Genomic DNA, 18,623 nt, shown 5'->3' on the forward strand with positions numbered 1-18,623 from the left:
CAGAAGAAAGCAAAGAGCGTGCCAGTAATTTTATACCTTTAAGATCAATCTATTACTAGTATTTTTGCCGCCAGAAAGGGGGAAGAGGAGAGAGGAAATGGAAAAGCCTTGCCGCCCTATCAGTGGGCGGCAAGGTTAATGTCACTAACGGATTTGTAGAATATTTTGTTGCATCTGGTTGCTCACTTCCAAGGCGCGTGAGTTAGCCTGGAAGTTTCGCTGCGCGGTAATCAAGTCAACCAACTCTTGGGTCATATCGATATTGGACTGCTCGATCGTCCCGCTTTTTACCTGACCAAAGGCGCCTTGCATCGCTTCACCAAAAACGGGATCACCCGAATCTTGAGTCACATCCCATTGGGTGTTGCCTGTTTGGGATAAGCCTTGCTGGTTGGCGACGCGCACCATCGCAACCCGCCCCAACGCGACATTTTCACCGTTACTATAGGTCGCCATAATGGTGCCTTTAGAATCAATATCGACCTTGGTGAGATACCCCGTGGTTGCACCATCATCAGTAAATTTACGCATCTCAAACGGCGAGGCATACTGAGTCGGATTATCGAAGTTGAGCGTGAGCTGCTGGTCACCGTTAGCCCCGTTCATTTCTAGCCCTGCACCCGCTGGTCCCAAGGCATCGGTCACGATCGGGTTACCGCCATTGATGCTGTTCACCGAGCCATCGGAGTTAAAGTCGATAGTGTGGCCAACCTGTCCAGAGGCACTAGTAACATTACCGCCTTGGATATTCACCGGCTTCTCACCTTCAGGATCTGTCATGGTGTAGTACACCGACCAACTGTTCGGATTCGCCGGATCGTTACCTTTTACATAATACGTCGATAATTTGTACGGCTGACCCAGTGAGTCATAGACCGTCGCCGACGTTTGCTTGTTATAGGTTTCTGGATCTTTAAAGTTAAACTGTGCGGGATCTTTCTCTGCGCCGCCGGCCGGTAAGTTCAAGCCAATATCGACATTTTCTGATGCACGAGGCTGGCCAAACTGATCGGGCACATTGAGCGACTGCGGCTCATAAGACGACACCTGCTGGGTTTCAGGGTCGACATTATAACCGAGCAAATACTGGCCCTCAGAGTTGATAATGTCGTTATTTTTATCAAGATGGAAGGCACCGTTGCGCGTTAGGTGGTAATCGTTATTTTGCAGCTTGTCATTTGACACGCCGAAAAAGCCGTTACCGCTAATCCGCAAATCAAGTGGGTTGTTGGTGTAGATACTTGAGCCTTCGTGGAACTGCTGTGCCACGGTCGACGTTTGTACACCGGTCCCGTTAGTGGTCTTCGAGTTTGAGAAGATGGACGTTGAGTAGACATCACCAAACTCAGCACGCGATTCCTTAAAGCCATACGTATTGGCATTCGAGATGTTGTTACTGGTGGTGTTCATGTCTTTCTGGGCCGCACCAAGGCCACTTAACGCAATATTAAAACCCATTGCTTTTCACTCCTAATAAATCGGTTAGCCTTTCGTCACACTTCCGACGTCGGCGTTACCGACCTCTAGCACTTCAGCCAGTTTCATCGGTGAGGAAAAGCCAGCAATATTCAACATCACATTGCCATCGCCATTCCCCAGCAAGACACTGTTTACATTGGCATAGGTCGACACATCAAACTCTTGGGTTTGGCCATCAACCATGCCACTTACTTTAATTTTATACGTGCCCTCCGGCATAGGATTGCCGTTATCGTCGAGCCCGTCCCATTCCACGCGGTGCTCACCCGGCGGTTTAGCGCCCATACTGAAGGTTCGTAATAGTTGCCCTTGCTCGTTTTCCACCCGAACACTGACATTATCCAGCGCTTGGGGCAGCTTCACCATTCCTGCAACACCACCCGTTTCACCTTTCACCCCGGTGGAGCCGGGGACGAGGACGTCACGTCCGACCAAAGATGACGCTTGCAATGCCTGGTTAGACGTCATCGACTCATTAAACGTATCAAATTGCTTATTCATTTTGCCGATGCCCTCAACCGTGGCAAACGACGCCATCTGTGAGATCATCTTGTCACTATCGGCAGGTTTAGACGGATCCTGCTGTGACAGCTGTTTGGTGAGCAATTTGAGAAAGTCTTCCTGCTCGAGTGCTTGCTTACCCGTGGTCGAGTCTTGCTTCTCTTGCAGTTTTTTCTCTTGCTGCGCCTTTAGCTGGTCAATGTAGGACAGTCCGTTCGTTGAACCTGTACCGTCGATTCCGGCCATTTTTGCCTCCTACATTACTGACCCATCTGAAGCGTACGCATCAGCATCTGTTTACTCGCATCGGCCACCTGCACATTGGTTTGATAGGCGCGCGATGCGGAAATCATGTTCGCCATCTCTTCCATCACATTGACGTTCGGCTTAAAGATATACCCTTCATCATTCGACATCGGATGGTTGGGGTTATATTCCGCACGTAATGGTTTCTGGCTTTCGACAATACCATCAATGTTGACTGGCACACTTTCACCCTGTTGCTTAAAGCGATTAAGCTCCGCAGAGAAAATCGGATGCCGGGATCGATACGTCTCTTCAGCAGAGCTGCTCACCGAATTGGCATTGGCCAGGTTACTTGATGTGGTGTTCAATCGTACTGATTCGGCACTCATCGCCGATCCCGACACGTTAAAAATATTAAACAAACTCATCGATTATTTCCCATTCAATGCCTTTTTCATATTCTTGAACTTAGAGCCAAGAAAATCCAGTGAGGCTTGGTATTCCAGTGCGTTCTGCATGAACAAGTTCTTTTCTAATTGCGCATCAACCGTGTTGCCATCGCCGGTATCTGGCTGTGTGGGGATACGGTACTTCTTTTCCCCCATCACTTGGCTAGAGGCAGCAATGTGCCGCTCATTGGTGCGGCTTAGGCCAATACTTGCCTCGGATGTTGCCGCTTTTAGGGCGCGTTGAAAGTCGATGTCTTGCGCCTTGTAACCTGGCGTGTTGGCATTAGCAATGTTGCTAGACAGGGTTTCTGCCCGCTTGCCTCGTACGCCAACTGTGTGCTGGTGCACACCAAGTGCATTGTCAAATGTGATCGCCATGGACAACCTCCGAGTTCTTACTGCATGGAATAAAGCAAACAGGGTGCCAAGTTTCTAGCAAGGCTTCTTTTTTATCTTAAACCCAGGTGGGACGTGGACTGAGAGCAGGGGCACTGATGAATGCAAAACGAGAGCGCGAGACTAGGAGGCAAAAAAGCGGCAAACATTGTGCCGCTTTTTGCCATCCTCTATTTAAGCTTATATATAATGCCAGGATTACACCGAATCATCTCGAACTTGTCAGTTAACCCCGTGAGTGACTCCGACGCGCCCAAGATCAAATAACCGCCGGGATTCAGTGCTCCCGCCATTTGATTCAACACTTTGGCTTTCATATCAGGTGAGAAGTAGATCAACACATTACGACAGAAAATGATGTCAAACTTACCTAAGAGGCTGTAGCTTTCCATCAAGTTTTGTGGGCGAAAAGTMACCATGCGCTTTACATTGTCTTTGATCCGCATTTTGCCGTCACCGACATCTTCAAAAAACGTACGACGACGCTCTGACGACAGCCCGCGTCCTAATGCCAGGTTGTCATAAATTCCCTGACGACAGGCTTCTAACATCGACGTAGAGATATCGGTGGCGGTGACGCTTACGCTACCCATCATGCCAGGCTTACGCTGCTGGGTTTCCGCGACTGTCATGGCAATCGAATACGGCTCTTGTCCTGACGAACTCGCCGAGGACCAGATTTTAATCGGCTTACGTGATTTAGCCAGCTCGGGTAACAAGCGATGTGCCAGCACCTCATACGGATAGGTGTCACGAAACCACAATGTTTCGTTGGTGGTCATCGCATCAATGGCTGCAACCGCGAGTTCACGATTACGCCCCGTAATCACCGACTTTATCAATTCTGACAGCGACTCCACGCCAAATTTATTCACCAGCGGGCTCAAGCGGCTTCGTACCAGATACTGCTTGCTGTCTCCCAGTACGATCCCACACTTGGCTTCGAGATGTTTGCAAAAGTCTCGATATTCTTGGTCACTGATTGCTACATTTGTCATTAATTAACTCAATCGCTTTGGTTACGTTACGACTTGACCGACTCGAGTACGGCAGAGCCCAGTTCATCTGGGTCGAACTTAGCAATAAACGAGTTAGCCCCTACACGCTCAACCATGGCCTCATTAAACACCCCACTCAATGATGAGTGCAATACTACATGAAGATCTTTAAGACTCGAATCTTTTCTAATCTCAGTTGTGAGGGTATAGCCATCCATTTCAGGCATTTCGATATCGGAGATCACCAAAGCAAGTTGACTGTAGATGTTCTCCTCGGCGGCCATTTCTTTCAGTTTATCGAGAGCTTCTTTACCATCTTGTACCAAGATAACGTCATAACCGACGCTTTCAACCGCGCGCTTCACCTGCCGGCGTGCAACGCTGGAATCATCGGCCACTAGCACTTGACTCGGAGCACTTTCTTCCCGTTCCTCTCGTTTCGAGAGCACTTCCTCACTCACATCTTCGTTCACAGGTGCGATTTCATTGAGAATTTTTTCAACATCGAGCACTTCCACCAACTCGTTATCAATTTCAGTGACCGCCGTGAGATAGTGAGATCGCCCTGTCCCTTGAGGAGGAGGGAGAATTTTTTCCCAGTTCATATTAACGATACGCTCGACCGAGCCGACAAGGAAGCCCTGCATCGAACGGTTAAATTCGGCAATGATCACAAAGCGATTTTCTGGGTCAGGAATAGGTGGCCCGCCAGTTGCAAGGCTCATGTCGATGACAGAAACGGTTTGGCCGCGGATGTGAGCCACGCCTTTCACCAAAGGATGCAAGTTTGCCATTGCGGTAAGTCGTGGGCATTGCAGCACCTCTTTGACTTTAAAAACATTAATGCCAAAGCGCTGTTTTCTCATCAGGCGGAAAGTCAACAGCTCTAACCGGTTTTGTCCTACCAGCTGCGTACGCTGGTTGACCGAATCAAGAACACCACCTGTCATAAGATAAACTCCATATTGCCCCGTTTTTTTTGTAGAGTAGCATGGTAATCATAGTGGGTAATCACATGACTCTCGAGAAAAGAAGGTATTTTTTTCTTAACGTCCGCTACTGCTGGATCGAACTATGTCCAAGATATCATGTTTATTTATCGCCGTTTGGCTTACAAGCTTTAGCGTAAGTATAGCTGCTGCGACAGTAAGTCAAATTGAAGCGGTGCAAGAAGCCGCGGAGGCGCATGTCGCCGATATTATTTCGCTGCCTAAAAATGGCGAACTCAACATCGCGGCGGGGAACCTTGATTCGCGCATGCGTCTCACCGATTGCCCAGTGCCACTCGACACCAAAGTGCCTGGCCGTCAACAGATTAATACCTCAGTGACCGTGATGGTGTCTTGCGATCGAGACAACTGGCAAGTGTATATTCCGGTTAAAATCGAGTTGATGACCCCCTCGGTTGTCGCAAAACGACCACTCAATCGTGGCATGACTATTGCTTCGAATGATGTAGCCGTTCAGATGGTAAATAGTCGGTTTCAACGCGGGCATACCTATACGCAACCCGCACGTTTAATTGGCTCTAAAGTCAAACGAACCGTGGGGATAGGTGAACCGATCAGCAGTAACGATGTCTGCGCCGTGTGTCGAAATGATGACGTATTGATCACTGCGCAAGGAAACGGACTGAACATTGTTGCAAAAGGCACGGCATTAAGTGATGGCGCTCTAGGTGAGCAAATAAAAGTGAAGAACAATAAATCTAACCGGATTGTCGATGCTACAATCTCAGCGGTCGGCGAAGTAACGGTTAATTTCTAACTTTTTACGTCACAATGCTAAAGTAATAGCAAGGTGTGCCGATATGCTGAGCAACGGACTCAAAAAGCGACTGACAGTAAGGCGATGTTATGGCGAGTATTGACCAACTACGTGGTAATCAGCAACCCCTGACCACAACTCGTAACACGAGTAATCAGACCCAAACACAAGAAACGCAAGGCGGCTCTGTGCGTGAACAGCAAGGGGTGAAAGCTCAAGACGACGCTGTTTCGCTCAGCCAGCAAAGCCAAGTGATCGATAAAATGAATCAGAAAATGGCATCTGAGCCCTATTTTGATAGCGCTAAAGTTGATCAGATCAAACAAGCGATATCAAACGGCTCTTATAAAGTGGATCCTGACAAGCTTGCCGCAAACATCATGCGTTTCGAGAACGATCTCAACGACAGCTAAGCTGATTGGAGTGGTTATGACCCCTACTGCGCCTTTAACAACCTTGGTTGAACAGCAACTCGAGCGAGTCCAAGCGCTACAAAGCGTGCTCGAGCAAGAAGCCGGTGTCATTGCCAGCCGAGCCTCAGAAGATATCGAAGCAATCGCCAAGCAAAAGCAATCACTTATCAACGAAATTCAACGAGATGACGCGCAAATTAGTCGTCACCCTGAGCGTGATTTGCTGAACCATGATCAGGCGTTAATTGAACACGTGAGTGCCATTCAGTCCATGCTCTCTGCCTGTAAACAACAAAATGAAACCAATGGTGTTGCGCTTCAGCGCGCCAGTTTAAGCATTCATCGCCTGCGCAATCTGTTCCAAGAAAGCGGTGGGAAGTCAGAACTGACCTATAACCAAGACGGTAACGCATCGGGGAGAAAAACCCTGGGCACTAACGTCAAAGCTTAACGTCCTCCCCACGCACCACCACGCCTAACGGCCAGACACGCCGAACCTAACGGATACCTGTGAGCTTTACTTGCCTTACCGCCGTGCTTCTATCTGCCTGTCTTTTGCCGACTCGGGTTTGTTCCCTAAGACAGTGTGATGCGCTATCACGCCACTATAGAGCTTGATTCAAGCACTAAAAAAGCGAGCATACCGCTCGCTCTCCGTCTAAAAGACTAGGTCGTTTTTTCACCCTGCCCGCTTGAGTGCCAAGATGTTGGCGTCATCCATCGCATTTAACCAAAGAAAGACGCCCTAACGCCTAGAAAATAATATTATTGTTACTCGGTACAGGCTGCGCTTCGCCATAGCGTTTCATTTTTTGCATTGTATCTAGGTTCAGTTCGAGTTCTGTGACGTAACTATCACCAACTTTGTAACTCGCCACCACTTCGGCGCCGCGAATAATGCCATCGACGGCGCCTTGCGTATTGTCACGACCTAAACTTTGATCGTTGACGCTCGAACGGCTGCTAACCCGCAAGCCATAAACTTGCTCGCTCAACTCTTTGTAGGCGTCCACTTTAGACGCGCGCATAGCACGGGTTTCTTTTTCTTCTTGGGTTGCGCCTTGTTGCGCACTGATCGATGCCATTCCCACCGCAGAAATGATATTTTCTTCTTTCATCTTGGTTAATGGCTGACAGGCTGACAGCATCAGCAAGATTGCGATGAAAAATCCGTGTTTCGTAAACATTTATCTACCTTACTCTTTCCTGTACTAAGGTTTTAGCACCACTGTCTCACGCTTCACGCGGTTTTGATCGTCGCGAATGATTACACCATCACGTTTGCGCACCTTGTACAAGCTATCAATATCTCGCCCAATACGATCGGCCGGCAAGAAGCCTTGCGCTGAGGCGACAACCACACGCGACTCCATACCGATGACACGTGCATTGACGAGCACCCCACCGCCTTGGCGCAGCATAGTTCCCGTCAATACATAATCGATTTGTTGTTCAGGGTTCAGCTCTTTCCAGTCACGGCTAATGGTGAAATCACCTTCTTCTGTGACCCGAATCGCGCCCGTTGACTTAAAATCTACCACCGTAAAACCACGGCTTTGCATCTGGTAAATCAACCCTTCAGTGACAGTATTCCCTAACCAGTTTGTTTCGCCCATATTTTGCAGGTCGACAAACGAGGTGACCGCTAAGGGTGTTCGCGCTGTCAAATACGCATTGGTGGCTAACAGCTCATCGGCCATGCTATTTAGAAAGTAATCAAGGGTGTGACGTGGCCGCTGCTTAAGGAAAAACTCACTGCCCGAATACGGCTCTTTACCGTTATAAATTGGCGTGTAAGCACAGCCTGTTACCCATAGCGCTACTATCGCCACTATCCACTTTTTCATCGTATCATGCTCCGCGCTCAGTCATCGATGTGAGACAAGTGTGTCATTAAGGGTATCGGTTGATTTCATTAAACCTTTACCTTTGATTGCTGGCTCTATTTAGGTACACAACTTGCATCAGCGTCTTTGCGTCATCTTTTTGGTAGGTCTTAACCCTACGCACTAATAGATTGAAAGCAATTTCCATACCCACTAAGTGAGATCTTGACTATGAAAACCCTTTTGGCGCGGTTAACGCTCATTGTCAGCCTGAGTGTCGCTCCTTGGGCGCACGCAGCGTGGTATGAAGTATCAGCCAGCACCCCGATACTCGAAAGCCAGCAAGCCGCCCGTGTTCGGGCACTTGAAGCCGCAACCTTTGATGCCATGCGCTTCGCCGGTGCCGATGTAGGCAGCTTGCAGCAACTCAAGCGATTTTACTCGCAAGTCAAGCTTGGTTATCAGTTTAGCGGCAATGCGGTGCGAGAAGTACAAGTGTTAGAAGAAGGCACGCAAGGCGGCAATTATGTTGTCAATCTGCGCTTAGATATCTATCCATCGGCAAACGCTTGCCACAAAACCCAGTATAAAAAAGGCATGGTATTAACACGTTTTCCGATTGTTTCCCCCCAACAAGCCGCATTAGGGGGCATTTATCAATTTGGCGATGACTTTTCAGTGCTGTTAGACCGTGAGATTAAACAGCACGCACAAAGCTTTATCGGGCGTGGTATCGCCAATGTCGATGTTTCGCCCAATGCGCCCCGCACGGTGGCCATGCTAGCGGAAGACAAAGACGCACAGTTTGTGATCACAGGCGCAATCACTGATTTATCTGCCACCACCGACGCCAGTGGCTTTGGTGAAGCACAAAATAACCGCCAACTGGCCGTCAATGTTCAGGCAATGGACAGTGAGAGTGGTGAGGTCATATTTCAACGCCGCTATCGCGATGTCGCCCAATGGCCGTTTGAACGCCATAGCCAAGTCGATACCCAGACCGCGCGCTTTTGGCAATCTCCTTATGGGCAAATGGCACGCCGAATGAGTCGAAATATATTGTTAGATTTGGAGTCGTCACTGTCTTGTCGCGCCAGTAAGCCAGAAATCGTCGCCCTCAAAGACAATATTGCACAAATCAATGTCGGGCGTATCAATGGGGTGAAACAAGGCGATCAATTAAACCTTTGGCACATTGCCTCGTTCACCGATGACTTAGGGATCGTCCGTACTCAACGTCGAAAAAGCGGGATCACCCTGACTGTTGCACGCGTTTATGAAAGCAGCGCTGAAGCCGTGGTTCAGCCTCAAACCTTAGCCGGCAGCATACAAATCGGCGACATAGTGACCAAAGGGATTAATTAAATGAAAACAGGCGCTTAAATCGCGCCTATTTTTACGTATAATATCGATACGCTCTCATAGCTCAACAGGATAGAGCAGTCGCCTCCTAAGCGATCGATCGGGGTTCGAGTCCCTGTGGGAGCGCCATCCTCAATGCATGATTAATGCTGAATGAGTCATGCTAAAAAAGCGTAGGCATGTAGGTCGTTAAGAGCCACAAACTTAGCATCGCCATCACGCCAGCTAAAATGTCGTCCAACATGATCCCTAAGCCACCATGGATGTGCTTATCCAACCAGCTGATCGGCCAGGGTTTCGCCATATCAAAGATGCGGAATAACACAAAACCGGCTAAAACGATTTGCCAATCGGTGCTGGGTACCAAGGCCATGGTTAGCCAGAATCCTACGAACTCGTCCCAAACGATCGCGCCATGATCATGCACTTGCATATCTTTCGACGCCCGCCCGCAAATAGCAATGCCGGCAAGGCCTCCGACAATAATGGCCACCCACAGCCCAAGGGTGCTGCTATAATTGATAAACGCAAGATAAAACGGCACCGCAAATAAGGTACCGACCGTCCCGGGTACAATCGGTGACAAACCACTACCAAAGCCAAGCGCAAGCAGATGGTAAGGATTGGTTAAAGACAAACGATGTTTAGGATCCGTCACAACTTGGCTCCTTAAAATGATCCCATCCAGACAGCATCCAATCGAGAGGCTGATTGTCTGCTACAAGTTCAAGGCGATGGCTGCCGGTTATTTGCCCGATGCATTGCACACTCACGCCACTATGCTTGAGTGCTGTGTCTAGTGTGCCACGGTGTAGCTCAGGAACAGTAAAACACAGTTCATACTCCTCACCACTGGTCAGGGCAAATTTTTGTGCCTGCTCGTCACTGGCTTGATCGGCCAACAAGGCTTCAGAAAGTGGTAATTGCGCCACATCGACTTTTGCACCAACACCGCTGGCGGTGAGGATGTGGGTTAAGTCTGCGTGTAGACCATCAGAAATATCAATCGCCGCTGACGCGATACCCCGCAATGCCTGTCCAGCAGTTACTCGGGGCTGAGCGCGATAATGACGATTGATTAATGTGGTTGCGCGAGCTTTATCAACCACTGTCTTGCCGAGAATATAATTAAGCCCGGCTTGGCTCTCACCCAGTGTGCCGGTCACAAAAATCCAGTCGCCCGGTTTCGCCCCCGCGCGCGTCAAGGCCTGCCCTTTAGGCACATGGCCATGTAAAGTAATGGTGATGCTTTTGGGCCCACGTGTGGTATCACCGCCAATCAGCTGGACCTGAAAATGCTCGGCAAGGGCCGTAAAGCCTTGGCAAAACCCTGCCACCCAAGCTTCATCGGGCTCTGGTAAGGTAAGCGCCAGTGAACACCACGCTGGTATTGCCCCCATTGCAGCCAGATCACTCAAGTTCGAGGCTAACGCTTTATGCGCCACATCAGAAGCACTCGCAGTCGGAAGAAAATGGGTCCCCTCCACCAGCGTATCTGTGGTCACCACTAACTGGCAGCCTTCAGGGACCTCGACCAACGCACAGTCATCACCAATGCCAAGAGCGACATCACGACGCTTGACCGGCTGACGAGCGAAATAGTCGCGAATCAAATCAAATTCGTTGCGTGTCATAAACACTATTTTGTTGGATAGAACAATAAAAAGGCCAGCAGTGCTGGCCTAATCGGGAAGGGATTAACGTAACCGCGGGTACGCTTTATCCAAGACGCCATTAACAAACTTATGACTGTCTTCTGCGCCAAAGCGTTTTGCCAGTTCAACGGACTCATTGATAACCACTTTGTAGGGGACATCGTCGCACTTGATCAGCTCATACATCGCAAGACGCAGCAGGGCATGCTCCATATCATCTAAGTCCTGCAAAGGACGTGACAAGTATGGGCGCRTCTTGCTATCCAGCTCTTGATGGCTAAGCGCAACACCGCTAAACAGATTACGAAAGTAAGCAACATCTGTTTCTGGTTCACGTAGAAGCGGCTCGGTTTTCTGATGCTCGTCTTCTTCTTCGTATTTATCTGCGGCAAGAAACGCGGCTTCAATATCAGCAACATTACCTTGCGCTAGCTGCCATGAATAGATGGCTTGCAATGCAAATTGGCGTGCATTACGTCGTGCGGCTGGTTTCACTTTAACCCCCATTTAGGATTCAATTTGGGACAGAACATTCACCATTTCAAGCGCGCTCAGTGCAGCCTCTGCCCCTTTGTTACCAGCCTTGGTACCTGCGCGTTCGATCGCTTGCTCAATGGTGTCGACCGTTAGCACACCAAATGCGACTGGGGTTTCAAACGCCAGTGCAACTTGTGCCAACCCTTTATTACATTCTCCGGCGACATAGTCAAAATGCGGTGTGCCACCACGGATCACTGATCCAAGTGCCACAATCGCGTCATAGCGACCGCTCTTGGCGAGCTTTTGGGTCACCACAGGCAACTCGTAGGCACCTGGGCAACGCACCACGGTGATATTATCGTCGTTGACTTGGCCTTGGCGCTTCAGTGCGTCAACCGCACCATCCAGCAAACTCTCGTTAATAAAGCTATTAAAGCGAGAGATAACAATAGCAACCTGCGCGTTGGGCGCGGCAAATGCCCCTTCGATTACGTTCATGAGCCTTCCTGTGACTTGCTTTCCGGAATGAGAAACCGCGCGATTCTACCACATTTTTATCCAATGGCACCATGTTCCGTGCCAGTAGATAATGGTGCCCATCGCGCGTCGTTGTTATACCTTATTCGGTGACGTATTCCACCACGTTCAGGCCAAAGCCAGACAGTGCGTGGTAGCGCTTGGTTGATGAAGACAGCAGGCGCATTTGCTTGACACCAAGATCCGCCAGTATTTGCGATCCAATCCCCACTCGGCGAGAGGTCCCCTGCCACTTGGCACCGGCCGGTTTCTCACCTTTATCTTGCGCTTCAAACGCTTTCACCTTGTTGACAATAGCTTCGCTGGTTTCTTCTTTACCCAGAATCACCAACACCCCGCCTTCCTCGCTAATCCTCTGCATCGCACGGCTCAGGCTCCAACTGCGCTCAGCGGTGCGGTCAGACTGGAGTACATCGGTAAAGGTGTCTTGCAGATGAACACGAACCAGGGTTGGATCGGCAGTGACTTCGCCTTTACACATCGCGTAGTGGATTTGATCATCGATGGTGTCACGATAGGTCACCAAATCAAATTCGCCAAACTCCGTCGGCAGTTTACAAGACGCCACCCGCTCGATGGTGGTCTCGTTGAGATTACGGTATTCAATCAAATCGGCAATGGTGCCCAGCTTGATGCCGTGCTTGTCACAGAACACCTCCAAGTCAGGGCGACGTGCCATGGTGCCGTCTTCATTTAAGATCTCAACAATCACAGAAGCTGGGCTGTAGCCACCTAAACGGGCCAAATCGCACCCTGCTTCGGTGTGGCCAGCACGGGTGAGTACCCCTCCCTCTTGCGCCATCAAGGGGAACACATGGCCCGGCTGAACCAAGTCAGCCGCTTTAGCGTCGGGGGTGACTGCGGCTTGCACGGTGCGCGCGCGGTCGGCCGCCGATATCCCTGTGGTCACCCCTTCGGCCGCTTCAATCGACACGGTAAAGGCGGTAGAAAATTGCGCGTTATTGTCGGACACCATCAAGGGCAGTCCAAGCTGCTGGCAGCGCTGCTGGGTCAGCGTCAAGCAAATCAATCCTCGGCCGTGGGTGGCCATAAAGTTGATCGCTTCTGGAGTCACTGCCTCTGCCGCGATGATCAAATCGCCTTCGTTCTCGCGATCTTCGTCATCCATCAACACCACCATTTTACCTTGGCGGATATCGTCAATGATTTCTTGAGCGCTACTAATTGCCATCTTGGGATCCTTATTTCAAAAAACCGGAACGGGCCAATGTTTCCAGGCTGATACCCGTTGATTGTGTCGGCTCAGCCGCCTTATCACCGAGCATCAATCGCTCGAGGTAACGAGCGATCACATCGACTTCGATGTTTACCTTGCGCCCGGGCGCAAAGTGCTGAATGGTGGTTTGCTCGGCGGTGTGCGGCACGATTGTGAGTTTGATATGGCTGCCATTCACTTCGTTCACTGTCAAACTGATACCGTCTACCGTGATAGAGCCTTTCAATGCCACATACTTGGCGAGATCAGACGGCAATGCAATCCAGTACTCCCAGGCACGACCCGTTTGACTGACTGATGTGACTTCACCCAGCCCATCAACATGGCCGGAGACCATATGGCCGCCAAAGCGGGTGGTCGGCAGCATGGCCTTTTCAAGGTTGACGTTATCTCCTACCGATAAAGCGCCCAGCGACGAACGCGCTAAGGTTTCCGAGGAGACATCGGCGCTATAGCCCGTTGCGGTCAATGCAACCACGGTTAAACATACTCCGTTGGTGGCGATGCTGTCACCCAATTTAACGTCGGCGAGATCAAGCTCGCCGCTGTCGATGGTCAAGATAACGTCTTGTCCTCGACGGCTTAGGGTTTGCACGCGCCCCATCGCTTCAATAATGCCAGTAAACATCGTCTTTAATACTCTTGCGTGGTCACAGCATGCTCAGAGAGCATGGCGGTTAAGCGAACATCGTCACCGATCACCTTCACCTGATTAAACTGGAAACGCGGTGCATCGTCCATCTGTTGCATCCCGTCTAACGCAACCAAGGGGCGACTATCGCCCCCTAACAACATTGGCGCTTGGTAAACGATCAGCTCATCAACTAACGATTCGGTGAGTAACTGAGCCGCCAGCCTCGCGCCCGCTTCAACCCATATTTTGTCAATATTATGCTCGGCCAGGGCGCGCAGAATGGCAGACAATGACGCACCTGGCATCACCCACTCTTGAACGTTATCCGGCCACAGCTGGTTACTCGGCGTATCAACAACACGGATCACATCGCCCTCTAGTTGATAAACAGTCGCATCAGGAGAGGTTTTATTGTCTTTATCCAAAATTATCCGTGTGGGCTGACGCAAGGATGGCTGCGGGTAGGTATCGAGAATGTCAGCGGGAAGCTGACCATTGCGAATATTTAAGCTAGGATCATCGGCAAGCACCGTGGCACTGGTTGATAAAATGGCGCTGGCTTGCGCGCGAAATGCTTGCACATCGGCACGCGCGGGCTCACCGGTAATCCATTTACTTTGCCCATTCGCCAATGCCGTGCGCCCATCAAGGCTTCCCGCCAGTTTAAGCTGCACATACGGCATTTTAGTTTGCATACGTTTGATAAAACCAGGGTTCAGCGCTTTTGCCTGTTCAAGCATCACGCCCACAACCACCTCAATGCCTGCTTCTTGTAACCGTGCGATACCACGTCCAGCCACTTTAGGGTTTGGATCTTGCATCGCGCACACCACGCGGCTGACGTTGGCGGCAATTAAGGCATCGCAACACGGCGGCGTACGACCATAGTGAGAGCAAGGCTCTAAGGTGACGTAAGCTGTCGCGCCTTGTGCGCGTGCTCCCGCAGCCTTTAATGCATGCACTTCAGCGTGCGGGCCGCCGGGGGCGATATGAAACCCTTCACCGACCACTTCGTCGCCCTGTGCAATCACACAACCAACATTGGGATTAGGCGTGGTGGTATAGCGACCTTGGGCTGCGAGCGCTAACGCGCGCATCATCATGGTTTTATCGCGTTCGCTTTGACTCATTTTTGCAACCGTGCGATTTCTTCGCCAAATTCACGAATGTCTTCAAAACTATGGTACACAGAGGCAAAACGAATATAAGCCACTTTATCTAGCTCCTTGAGCGCTTCCATCACCAAGTTCCCCACCATGGCAGAGCCAATTTCGCGCTCTCCGGTAGCGCGCAAACGTGACTTTATACCGTTGATCGCTTTTTCAATGTCATCGGCGCTCACTGGGCGTTTTTCTAATGCGCGTTGAATGCCGCCACGTAGTTTCTCTTCGTCAAACGGTTCTCGGTTGCCGTTGGTCTTAATCACCCGTGGCATCACTAACTCTGCCGTTTCGAACGTGGTATAACGCTCTGCGCACGCCAAACATTGGCGACGACGGCGAACTTGGTGACCATCAGCCACAAGACGAGAATCGATCACTTTGGTGTCGGTAGTACCACAAAATGGACAGTGCATGAGTGTCGCCTCCTCAATATCGTCTTGCTAGTGTAACCGATTTGCAGCGATGAAAAAGCCTATTGAAGAGGACTTTATGGTGGTTTTGTGTGCTAAACAAACCCTTTAAGGTCGGTGATGCCAGTAAAAACAAAAAAGACGCCCGAGGGCGCCTTACAACCTATTCATTTTCGTGCCAATAATTAGGCATACACAGGCAGGCGACGGCAAATCGCTTGCACTTTTTCTTTGGTCTCGGCAATCACTTGCTCATTACCGATGTTATCCAAGACATCACACATCCAGTGCGCAAGCTGTTCGGCATCTTGTTCGGTAAAGCCACGACGTGTAATCGCAGGCGTGCCCACACGAATGCCAGAGGTGACAAACGGACTGCGTGGGTCGTTCGGCACACTGTTTTTGTTGACCGTGATGTTGGCCGCACCCAGTGCTGCGTCTGCTTCTTTCCCAGTGATGCCTTTATCAATTAAATCAACCAACAACAGGTGGTTGTCAGTGGAATCCGATACGATTTTATAACCGCGGGCTTGGAAGCCTTTAACCATCGCGCGTGCGTTATCAATTACGCGCGCTTGGTAAGCCTTAAACTCAGGCTCCATCGCTTCTTTAAACGCCACCGCTTTACCCGCAATCACGTGCATCAGTGGGCCACCTTGCCCACCAGGGAACACCGCAGAGTTAAGCTTTTTATAGAGGTCTTCACCGGCATTCGACAAGATCAAACCACCGCGAGGGCCCGCCAGGGTTTTGTGGGTGGTGGTGGTGACCACGTGCGCGTGTGGCAAGGGATCAGGATATACGCCCGCCGCAATCAGACCTGCGACGTGCGCCATATCCACCAACAGCCATGCACCGACTTTATCAGCGATTTCACGCATGCGCTTCCAATCCACCACTTGTGAGTAAGCAGAGAAGCCACCGATCAGCATTTTGGGTTTGTGCTCCAGCGCCAGCTGTTCCATTTGCTCGTAATCGATCTTGCCCGCTTCATCAATGCCATAAGGGATCACATGATAATGCTTACCAGAGAAGTTGACCGGCGAGCCATGGGTTAAGTGACCACCATGCGCCAAGCTCATACCTAAAACCGTGTCGCCTGGATTTAGCAGGGCCATATAAACCGCGCTATTCGCTTGTGAGCCTGAATGAGGCTGCACGTTGGCATACTCACAACCAAACAACTCACACGCGCGCTCAATCGCGAGCGCTTCCGCTTTGTCTACGTACTCACAGCCACCGTAATAACGCTTACCTGGGTAGCCTTCTGCGTACTTGTTGGTCAGTTGAGAGCCTTGCGCTTCCATCACGCGTGGGCTGGTGTAGTTTTCTGATGCGATCAGCTCAATGTGTTCTTCCTGGCGCGCCGTTTCTTCTTCAATGGCGGCAAACAGGGCGGGATCGTAATCCGCGATATTCATGTCACGCTTTAGCATTTGTCTCTCCTGACTTAACATTGGCGGGCAATAACCCCAAAAGCGAACGCTAGGGCGCTTTCAACTCCCCTAGCAAAAACGTGTGCTGGCGTGATGGCTTCGATCACCCCTTGGCTTAGTCGCCTTAACATGACAAATCAAAGCGATTAAGCCAAGGAAAATTGTTCATTCCAGGCACCTACGCAAACGTTTTCGTTACCGCTATGAGTGCGTTTTCTATTCTACAAAAAATCCATCCTGTCAGGTAGTCTGTGTCACATTTTTTTATTGCGCATGGCGATGATAATGGCCGGGCGTCAACGCACATGGTCGGTGTAAAGATTTTACAGCTGAGTATCATAATGCTGACGTTCTACATTCACGTGATTTACCTCATCGGCTTTCTCTTCGACCTAATTGGCGATAAAATCCGCGCCCGATTATCCCATTAACTTTTTTACCGCCAGCCCGCTGGGTTTTGGCGGCCTTTTTGTTGTAATCACGTTTTTGTTTTTATCACGCTAATTAAGTAGGGAGAAGCCGTGTGAGTCAGTACCAACACAGCTTTAAAGAAGACATTATTGCTATCGCCTCGGGCGCGTTTCTAGTCGCCCAAGGGGTGTTTTTTTTGCAACAAGCCGGACTTTTAACCGGCGGGACCACTGGTCTTGCCTTGTTGGTCAGCCAGTTTACCGACCTATCGTTCGGTACTTTATATTTTCTGTGTAATTGCCCGTTTTATTTAATGGCTTGGTTTCGTATGAGCCCGCGCTTTGCTGTGCGCAGCTTACTCGCCGGTGGCGCGGTATCGGTGATGGCTGATCATATTGCCTACTTCTTTGAAATTACCTGGCTGGCCCCTGCGTACTGTGCGGTGATTGGTGGTTTGCTAATGGGCGTCGGCATGCTGATGATTTTCCGCCACAATGCCAGCTTAGGTGGCTTTAACGTGCTGGTACTCTATTGTCAGGACAAGTTTGGGATCTCGGCAGGAAAGCTACAAATGGGCATCGACTGCACCATTCTCGCGTTATCTTTCTTCCTCATCGATTTAAACCTGCTGATGTGGTCGGTGGTTGGCGCAATCGTACTCAACTTAGTCTTGGCAATGAACCACAAGCCTGGGCGCTATCAAGCGCACCCTGCTAACCCTGGCGCTTAAGCGCCCTTTAACGCCAAGCAATACAATAAGACGGCGCAAAACAACAAAGCCAAGCATGATGCTTGGCTTTTTCGTACTGACTTGATTGCACTCAGACGCGTGATTAAATCGCTTCTTCGTCTTCCTCACCGGTACGGATGCGCACCACGCGCTCAACATCAAAGACAAAGATTTTGCCATCACCGATTTTACCGGTTTGTGCGGTATCAATAATGGTATCGACACACTGCTCGGCTACATCGTTACTGACGATCACTTCRAGCTTCACCTTAGGCAAAAAGTCGACCATATATTCGGCGCCACGATACAGCTCGGTATGGCCCTTTTGACGACCAAATCCCTTTACTTCTGAGACAGTCATCCCCGTGATGCCCACATCAGCTAGCGCTTCGCGCACGTCATCGAGTTTAAATGGCTTGATGATGGCTTCAATTTTTTTCATTGTGTTATCCCTCTCGTTGGCCGCAGCCGGTCCTGATGGATCAAGTGTTTA

At 50.2% G+C, this 18,623-nt stretch carries 23 protein-coding genes and 1 tRNA gene; 6 read left to right on the forward strand and 18 right to left on the reverse strand.

The features are described 5' to 3' along the window. Nucleotides 1–144: 144 nt before the first annotated feature. The 6 genes from flgE to BZG14_RS01455 form a co-directional block, all read right to left on the reverse strand. Nucleotides 145–1,458 (reverse strand): flagellar hook protein FlgE, encoded by a 1,314-nt coding sequence (flgE, locus tag BZG14_RS01430; protein WP_077607768.1) that lies wholly within the window; start codon nt 1,456–1,458, stop codon nt 145–147. A 24-nt stretch (nt 1,459–1,482) separates the two neighbouring features. Beyond that, nucleotides 1,483–2,226: a flagellar hook assembly protein FlgD gene (gene flgD, locus BZG14_RS01435; protein WP_077607769.1), complete on the reverse strand. Its 744-nt coding sequence runs from the start codon at nt 2,224–2,226 to the stop codon at nt 1,483–1,485. A gap of 14 nt (nt 2,227–2,240) precedes the next feature. Next, complete coding sequence (gene flgC / locus BZG14_RS01440) at nt 2,241–2,654, reverse strand: flagellar basal body rod protein FlgC (protein WP_077607770.1); 414 nt, start codon at nt 2,652–2,654, stop codon at nt 2,241–2,243. 3 nt (nt 2,655–2,657) lie between these two features. Beyond that, nucleotides 2,658–3,053, reverse strand: coding sequence for a flagellar basal body rod protein FlgB (flgB, locus tag BZG14_RS01445; RefSeq protein WP_046074968.1), 396 nt, complete (start codon nt 3,051–3,053; stop codon nt 2,658–2,660). A 188-nt stretch (nt 3,054–3,241) separates the two neighbouring features. Beyond that, the gene (locus BZG14_RS01450) at nt 3,242–4,069 is read right to left on the reverse strand and encodes a protein-glutamate O-methyltransferase (protein WP_077607771.1); all 828 of its coding nucleotides are present in this window, start codon (nt 4,067–4,069) and stop codon (nt 3,242–3,244) included. Nucleotides 4,070–4,095: 26 nt separating this feature from the next. Continuing rightward, a complete protein-coding gene (locus BZG14_RS01455; RefSeq protein ID WP_077607772.1) occupies nt 4,096–5,019 on the reverse strand; it encodes a chemotaxis protein CheV in 924 nt (307 codons plus the stop codon). A gap of 214 nt (nt 5,020–5,233) precedes the next feature. On the opposite strand from BZG14_RS01455, the gene flgA reads away from it, so the two are divergent. The 3 genes from flgA (at nt 5,234) to BZG14_RS01470 (ending at nt 6,700) form a co-directional block, all read left to right on the forward strand. Next, complete coding sequence (gene flgA, locus BZG14_RS01460; RefSeq protein WP_274532381.1) at nt 5,234–5,836, forward strand: flagellar basal body P-ring formation chaperone FlgA; 603 nt, start codon at nt 5,234–5,236, stop codon at nt 5,834–5,836. Between the two features lie 89 nt (nt 5,837–5,925). Continuing rightward, complete coding sequence (flgM, locus tag BZG14_RS01465) at nt 5,926–6,249, forward strand: flagellar biosynthesis anti-sigma factor FlgM (RefSeq protein WP_077607774.1); 324 nt, start codon at nt 5,926–5,928, stop codon at nt 6,247–6,249. A 16-nt stretch (nt 6,250–6,265) separates the two neighbouring features. Then, nucleotides 6,266–6,700 (forward strand): flagella synthesis protein FlgN, encoded by a 435-nt coding sequence (locus BZG14_RS01470; RefSeq protein ID WP_077607775.1) that lies wholly within the window; start codon nt 6,266–6,268, stop codon nt 6,698–6,700. Nucleotides 6,701–7,001: 301 nt separating this feature from the next. On the opposite strand, the gene BZG14_RS01475 is transcribed toward BZG14_RS01470, so the two are convergent. Beyond that, nucleotides 7,002–7,436 (reverse strand): LPP20 family lipoprotein, encoded by a 435-nt coding sequence (locus BZG14_RS01475; RefSeq protein ID WP_077607776.1) that lies wholly within the window; start codon nt 7,434–7,436, stop codon nt 7,002–7,004. A gap of 24 nt (nt 7,437–7,460) precedes the next feature. Further along, nucleotides 7,461–8,096, reverse strand: a complete 636-nt coding sequence (locus BZG14_RS01480; RefSeq protein WP_077484601.1) for a FlgO family outer membrane protein — start codon at nt 8,094–8,096, stop codon at nt 7,461–7,463. Between the two features lie 210 nt (nt 8,097–8,306). Between BZG14_RS01480 and BZG14_RS01485 the strand changes: the two genes are divergently transcribed. Together BZG14_RS01485 and BZG14_RS01490 are read left to right on the forward strand one after the other, a co-directional pair. Next, nucleotides 8,307–9,440 carry a flagella assembly protein FlgT gene (locus BZG14_RS01485; protein ID WP_077607777.1) on the forward strand — a complete coding sequence of 378 codons (1,134 nt, stop codon included), beginning with the start codon at nt 8,307–8,309 and terminating at the stop codon, nt 9,438–9,440. A 50-nt stretch (nt 9,441–9,490) separates the two neighbouring features. After that, nucleotides 9,491–9,566 (forward strand) — tRNA-Arg (locus BZG14_RS01490). Nucleotides 9,567–9,600: 34 nt separating this feature from the next. On the opposite strand, the gene pgpA is transcribed toward BZG14_RS01490, so the two are convergent. The 9 genes from pgpA to glyA form a co-directional block, all read right to left on the reverse strand. Then, complete coding sequence (gene pgpA, locus BZG14_RS01495; RefSeq protein ID WP_077607778.1) at nt 9,601–10,095, reverse strand: phosphatidylglycerophosphatase A; 495 nt, start codon at nt 10,093–10,095, stop codon at nt 9,601–9,603. Beyond that, entirely contained in the window at nt 10,082–11,071 is a 990-nt protein-coding gene (gene thiL / locus BZG14_RS01500; protein WP_077607779.1) for a thiamine-phosphate kinase, read from the reverse strand. The genes pgpA and thiL overlap by 14 nt, the downstream gene beginning before the upstream one ends. A 63-nt stretch (nt 11,072–11,134) precedes the next feature. Continuing rightward, nucleotides 11,135–11,599: a transcription antitermination factor NusB gene (gene nusB, locus BZG14_RS01505; RefSeq protein WP_077607780.1), complete on the reverse strand. Its 465-nt coding sequence runs from the start codon at nt 11,597–11,599 to the stop codon at nt 11,135–11,137. Then, on the reverse strand, nt 11,600–12,070 hold the full coding sequence (gene ribH, locus BZG14_RS01510) for a 6,7-dimethyl-8-ribityllumazine synthase (protein WP_069363226.1): 471 nt from the start codon (nt 12,068–12,070) through the stop codon (nt 11,600–11,602). A gap of 121 nt (nt 12,071–12,191) precedes the next feature. Further along, entirely contained in the window at nt 12,192–13,301 is a 1,110-nt protein-coding gene (gene ribBA, locus BZG14_RS01515) for a bifunctional 3,4-dihydroxy-2-butanone-4-phosphate synthase/GTP cyclohydrolase II (protein ID WP_077607781.1), read from the reverse strand. A 10-nt stretch (nt 13,302–13,311) separates the two neighbouring features. Further along, nucleotides 13,312–13,974 (reverse strand): riboflavin synthase, encoded by a 663-nt coding sequence (locus tag BZG14_RS01520; protein ID WP_069363228.1) that lies wholly within the window; start codon nt 13,972–13,974, stop codon nt 13,312–13,314. Between the two features lie 5 nt (nt 13,975–13,979). Then, entirely contained in the window at nt 13,980–15,110 is a 1,131-nt protein-coding gene (gene ribD / locus BZG14_RS01525; RefSeq protein WP_077607782.1) for a bifunctional diaminohydroxyphosphoribosylaminopyrimidine deaminase/5-amino-6-(5-phosphoribosylamino)uracil reductase RibD, read from the reverse strand. Then, nucleotides 15,107–15,556 (reverse strand): transcriptional regulator NrdR, encoded by a 450-nt coding sequence (nrdR, locus tag BZG14_RS01530; RefSeq protein ID WP_077607783.1) that lies wholly within the window; start codon nt 15,554–15,556, stop codon nt 15,107–15,109. Before nrdR ends, ribD begins: the two co-directional genes overlap by 4 nt. 182 nt (nt 15,557–15,738) lie before the next feature. Beyond that, complete coding sequence (gene glyA / locus BZG14_RS01535) at nt 15,739–16,989, reverse strand: serine hydroxymethyltransferase (protein ID WP_077607784.1); 1,251 nt, start codon at nt 16,987–16,989, stop codon at nt 15,739–15,741. A 523-nt stretch (nt 16,990–17,512) separates the two neighbouring features. Here glyA and BZG14_RS01545 point away from each other — a divergent pair. Further along, entirely contained in the window at nt 17,513–18,130 is a 618-nt protein-coding gene (locus BZG14_RS01545; protein WP_069363232.1) for a YitT family protein, read from the forward strand. A 103-nt stretch (nt 18,131–18,233) separates the two neighbouring features. On the opposite strand, the gene glnB is transcribed toward BZG14_RS01545, so the two are convergent. Continuing rightward, nucleotides 18,234–18,572, reverse strand: coding sequence for a nitrogen regulatory protein P-II (gene glnB, locus BZG14_RS01550; RefSeq protein WP_046074987.1), 339 nt, complete (start codon nt 18,570–18,572; stop codon nt 18,234–18,236). Nucleotides 18,573–18,623 lie beyond the last annotated feature (51 nt).

Origin of the sequence: Salinivibrio sp. IB282 (assembly GCF_001995685.1) — a bacterium.
In the GTDB taxonomy this organism is placed as follows: domain Bacteria; phylum Pseudomonadota; class Gammaproteobacteria; order Enterobacterales; family Vibrionaceae; genus Salinivibrio; species Salinivibrio kushneri.

Coding starts and splice junctions, on each gene's coding strand:
- flgE (WP_077607768.1), bottom strand. CDS start 1,458: ATGGGTTTTAATATTGCGTTAAGTGGCCTTGGTGCGGCCCAGAAAGAC.
- flgD (WP_077607769.1), bottom strand. CDS start 2,226: ATGGCCGGAATCGACGGTACAGGTTCAACGAACGGACTGTCCTACATT.
- flgC (WP_077607770.1), bottom strand. CDS start 2,654: ATGAGTTTGTTTAATATTTTTAACGTGTCGGGATCGGCGATGAGTGCC.
- flgB (WP_046074968.1), bottom strand. CDS start 3,053: ATGGCGATCACATTTGACAATGCACTTGGTGTGCACCAGCACACAGTT.
- BZG14_RS01455 (WP_077607772.1), bottom strand. CDS start 5,019: ATGACAGGTGGTGTTCTTGATTCGGTCAACCAGCGTACGCAGCTGGTA.
- flgM (WP_077607774.1), top strand. CDS start 5,926: ATGGCGAGTATTGACCAACTACGTGGTAATCAGCAACCCCTGACCACA.
- BZG14_RS01470 (WP_077607775.1), top strand. CDS start 6,266: ATGACCCCTACTGCGCCTTTAACAACCTTGGTTGAACAGCAACTCGAG.
- BZG14_RS01475 (WP_077607776.1), bottom strand. CDS start 7,436: ATGTTTACGAAACACGGATTTTTCATCGCAATCTTGCTGATGCTGTCA.
- BZG14_RS01480 (WP_077484601.1), bottom strand. CDS start 8,096: ATGAAAAAGTGGATAGTGGCGATAGTAGCGCTATGGGTAACAGGCTGT.
- BZG14_RS01485 (WP_077607777.1), top strand. CDS start 8,307: ATGAAAACCCTTTTGGCGCGGTTAACGCTCATTGTCAGCCTGAGTGTC.
- thiL (WP_077607779.1), bottom strand. CDS start 11,071: ATGACACGCAACGAATTTGATTTGATTCGCGACTATTTCGCTCGTCAG.
- ribH (WP_069363226.1), bottom strand. CDS start 12,070: ATGAACGTAATCGAAGGGGCATTTGCCGCGCCCAACGCGCAGGTTGCT.
- ribBA (WP_077607781.1), bottom strand. CDS start 13,301: ATGGCAATTAGTAGCGCTCAAGAAATCATTGACGATATCCGCCAAGGT.
- BZG14_RS01520 (WP_069363228.1), bottom strand. CDS start 13,974: ATGTTTACTGGCATTATTGAAGCGATGGGGCGCGTGCAAACCCTAAGC.
- ribD (WP_077607782.1), bottom strand. CDS start 15,110: ATGAGTCAAAGCGAACGCGATAAAACCATGATGATGCGCGCGTTAGCG.
- nrdR (WP_077607783.1), bottom strand. CDS start 15,556: ATGCACTGTCCATTTTGTGGTACTACCGACACCAAAGTGATCGATTCT.
- glyA (WP_077607784.1), bottom strand. CDS start 16,989: ATGCTAAAGCGTGACATGAATATCGCGGATTACGATCCCGCCCTGTTT.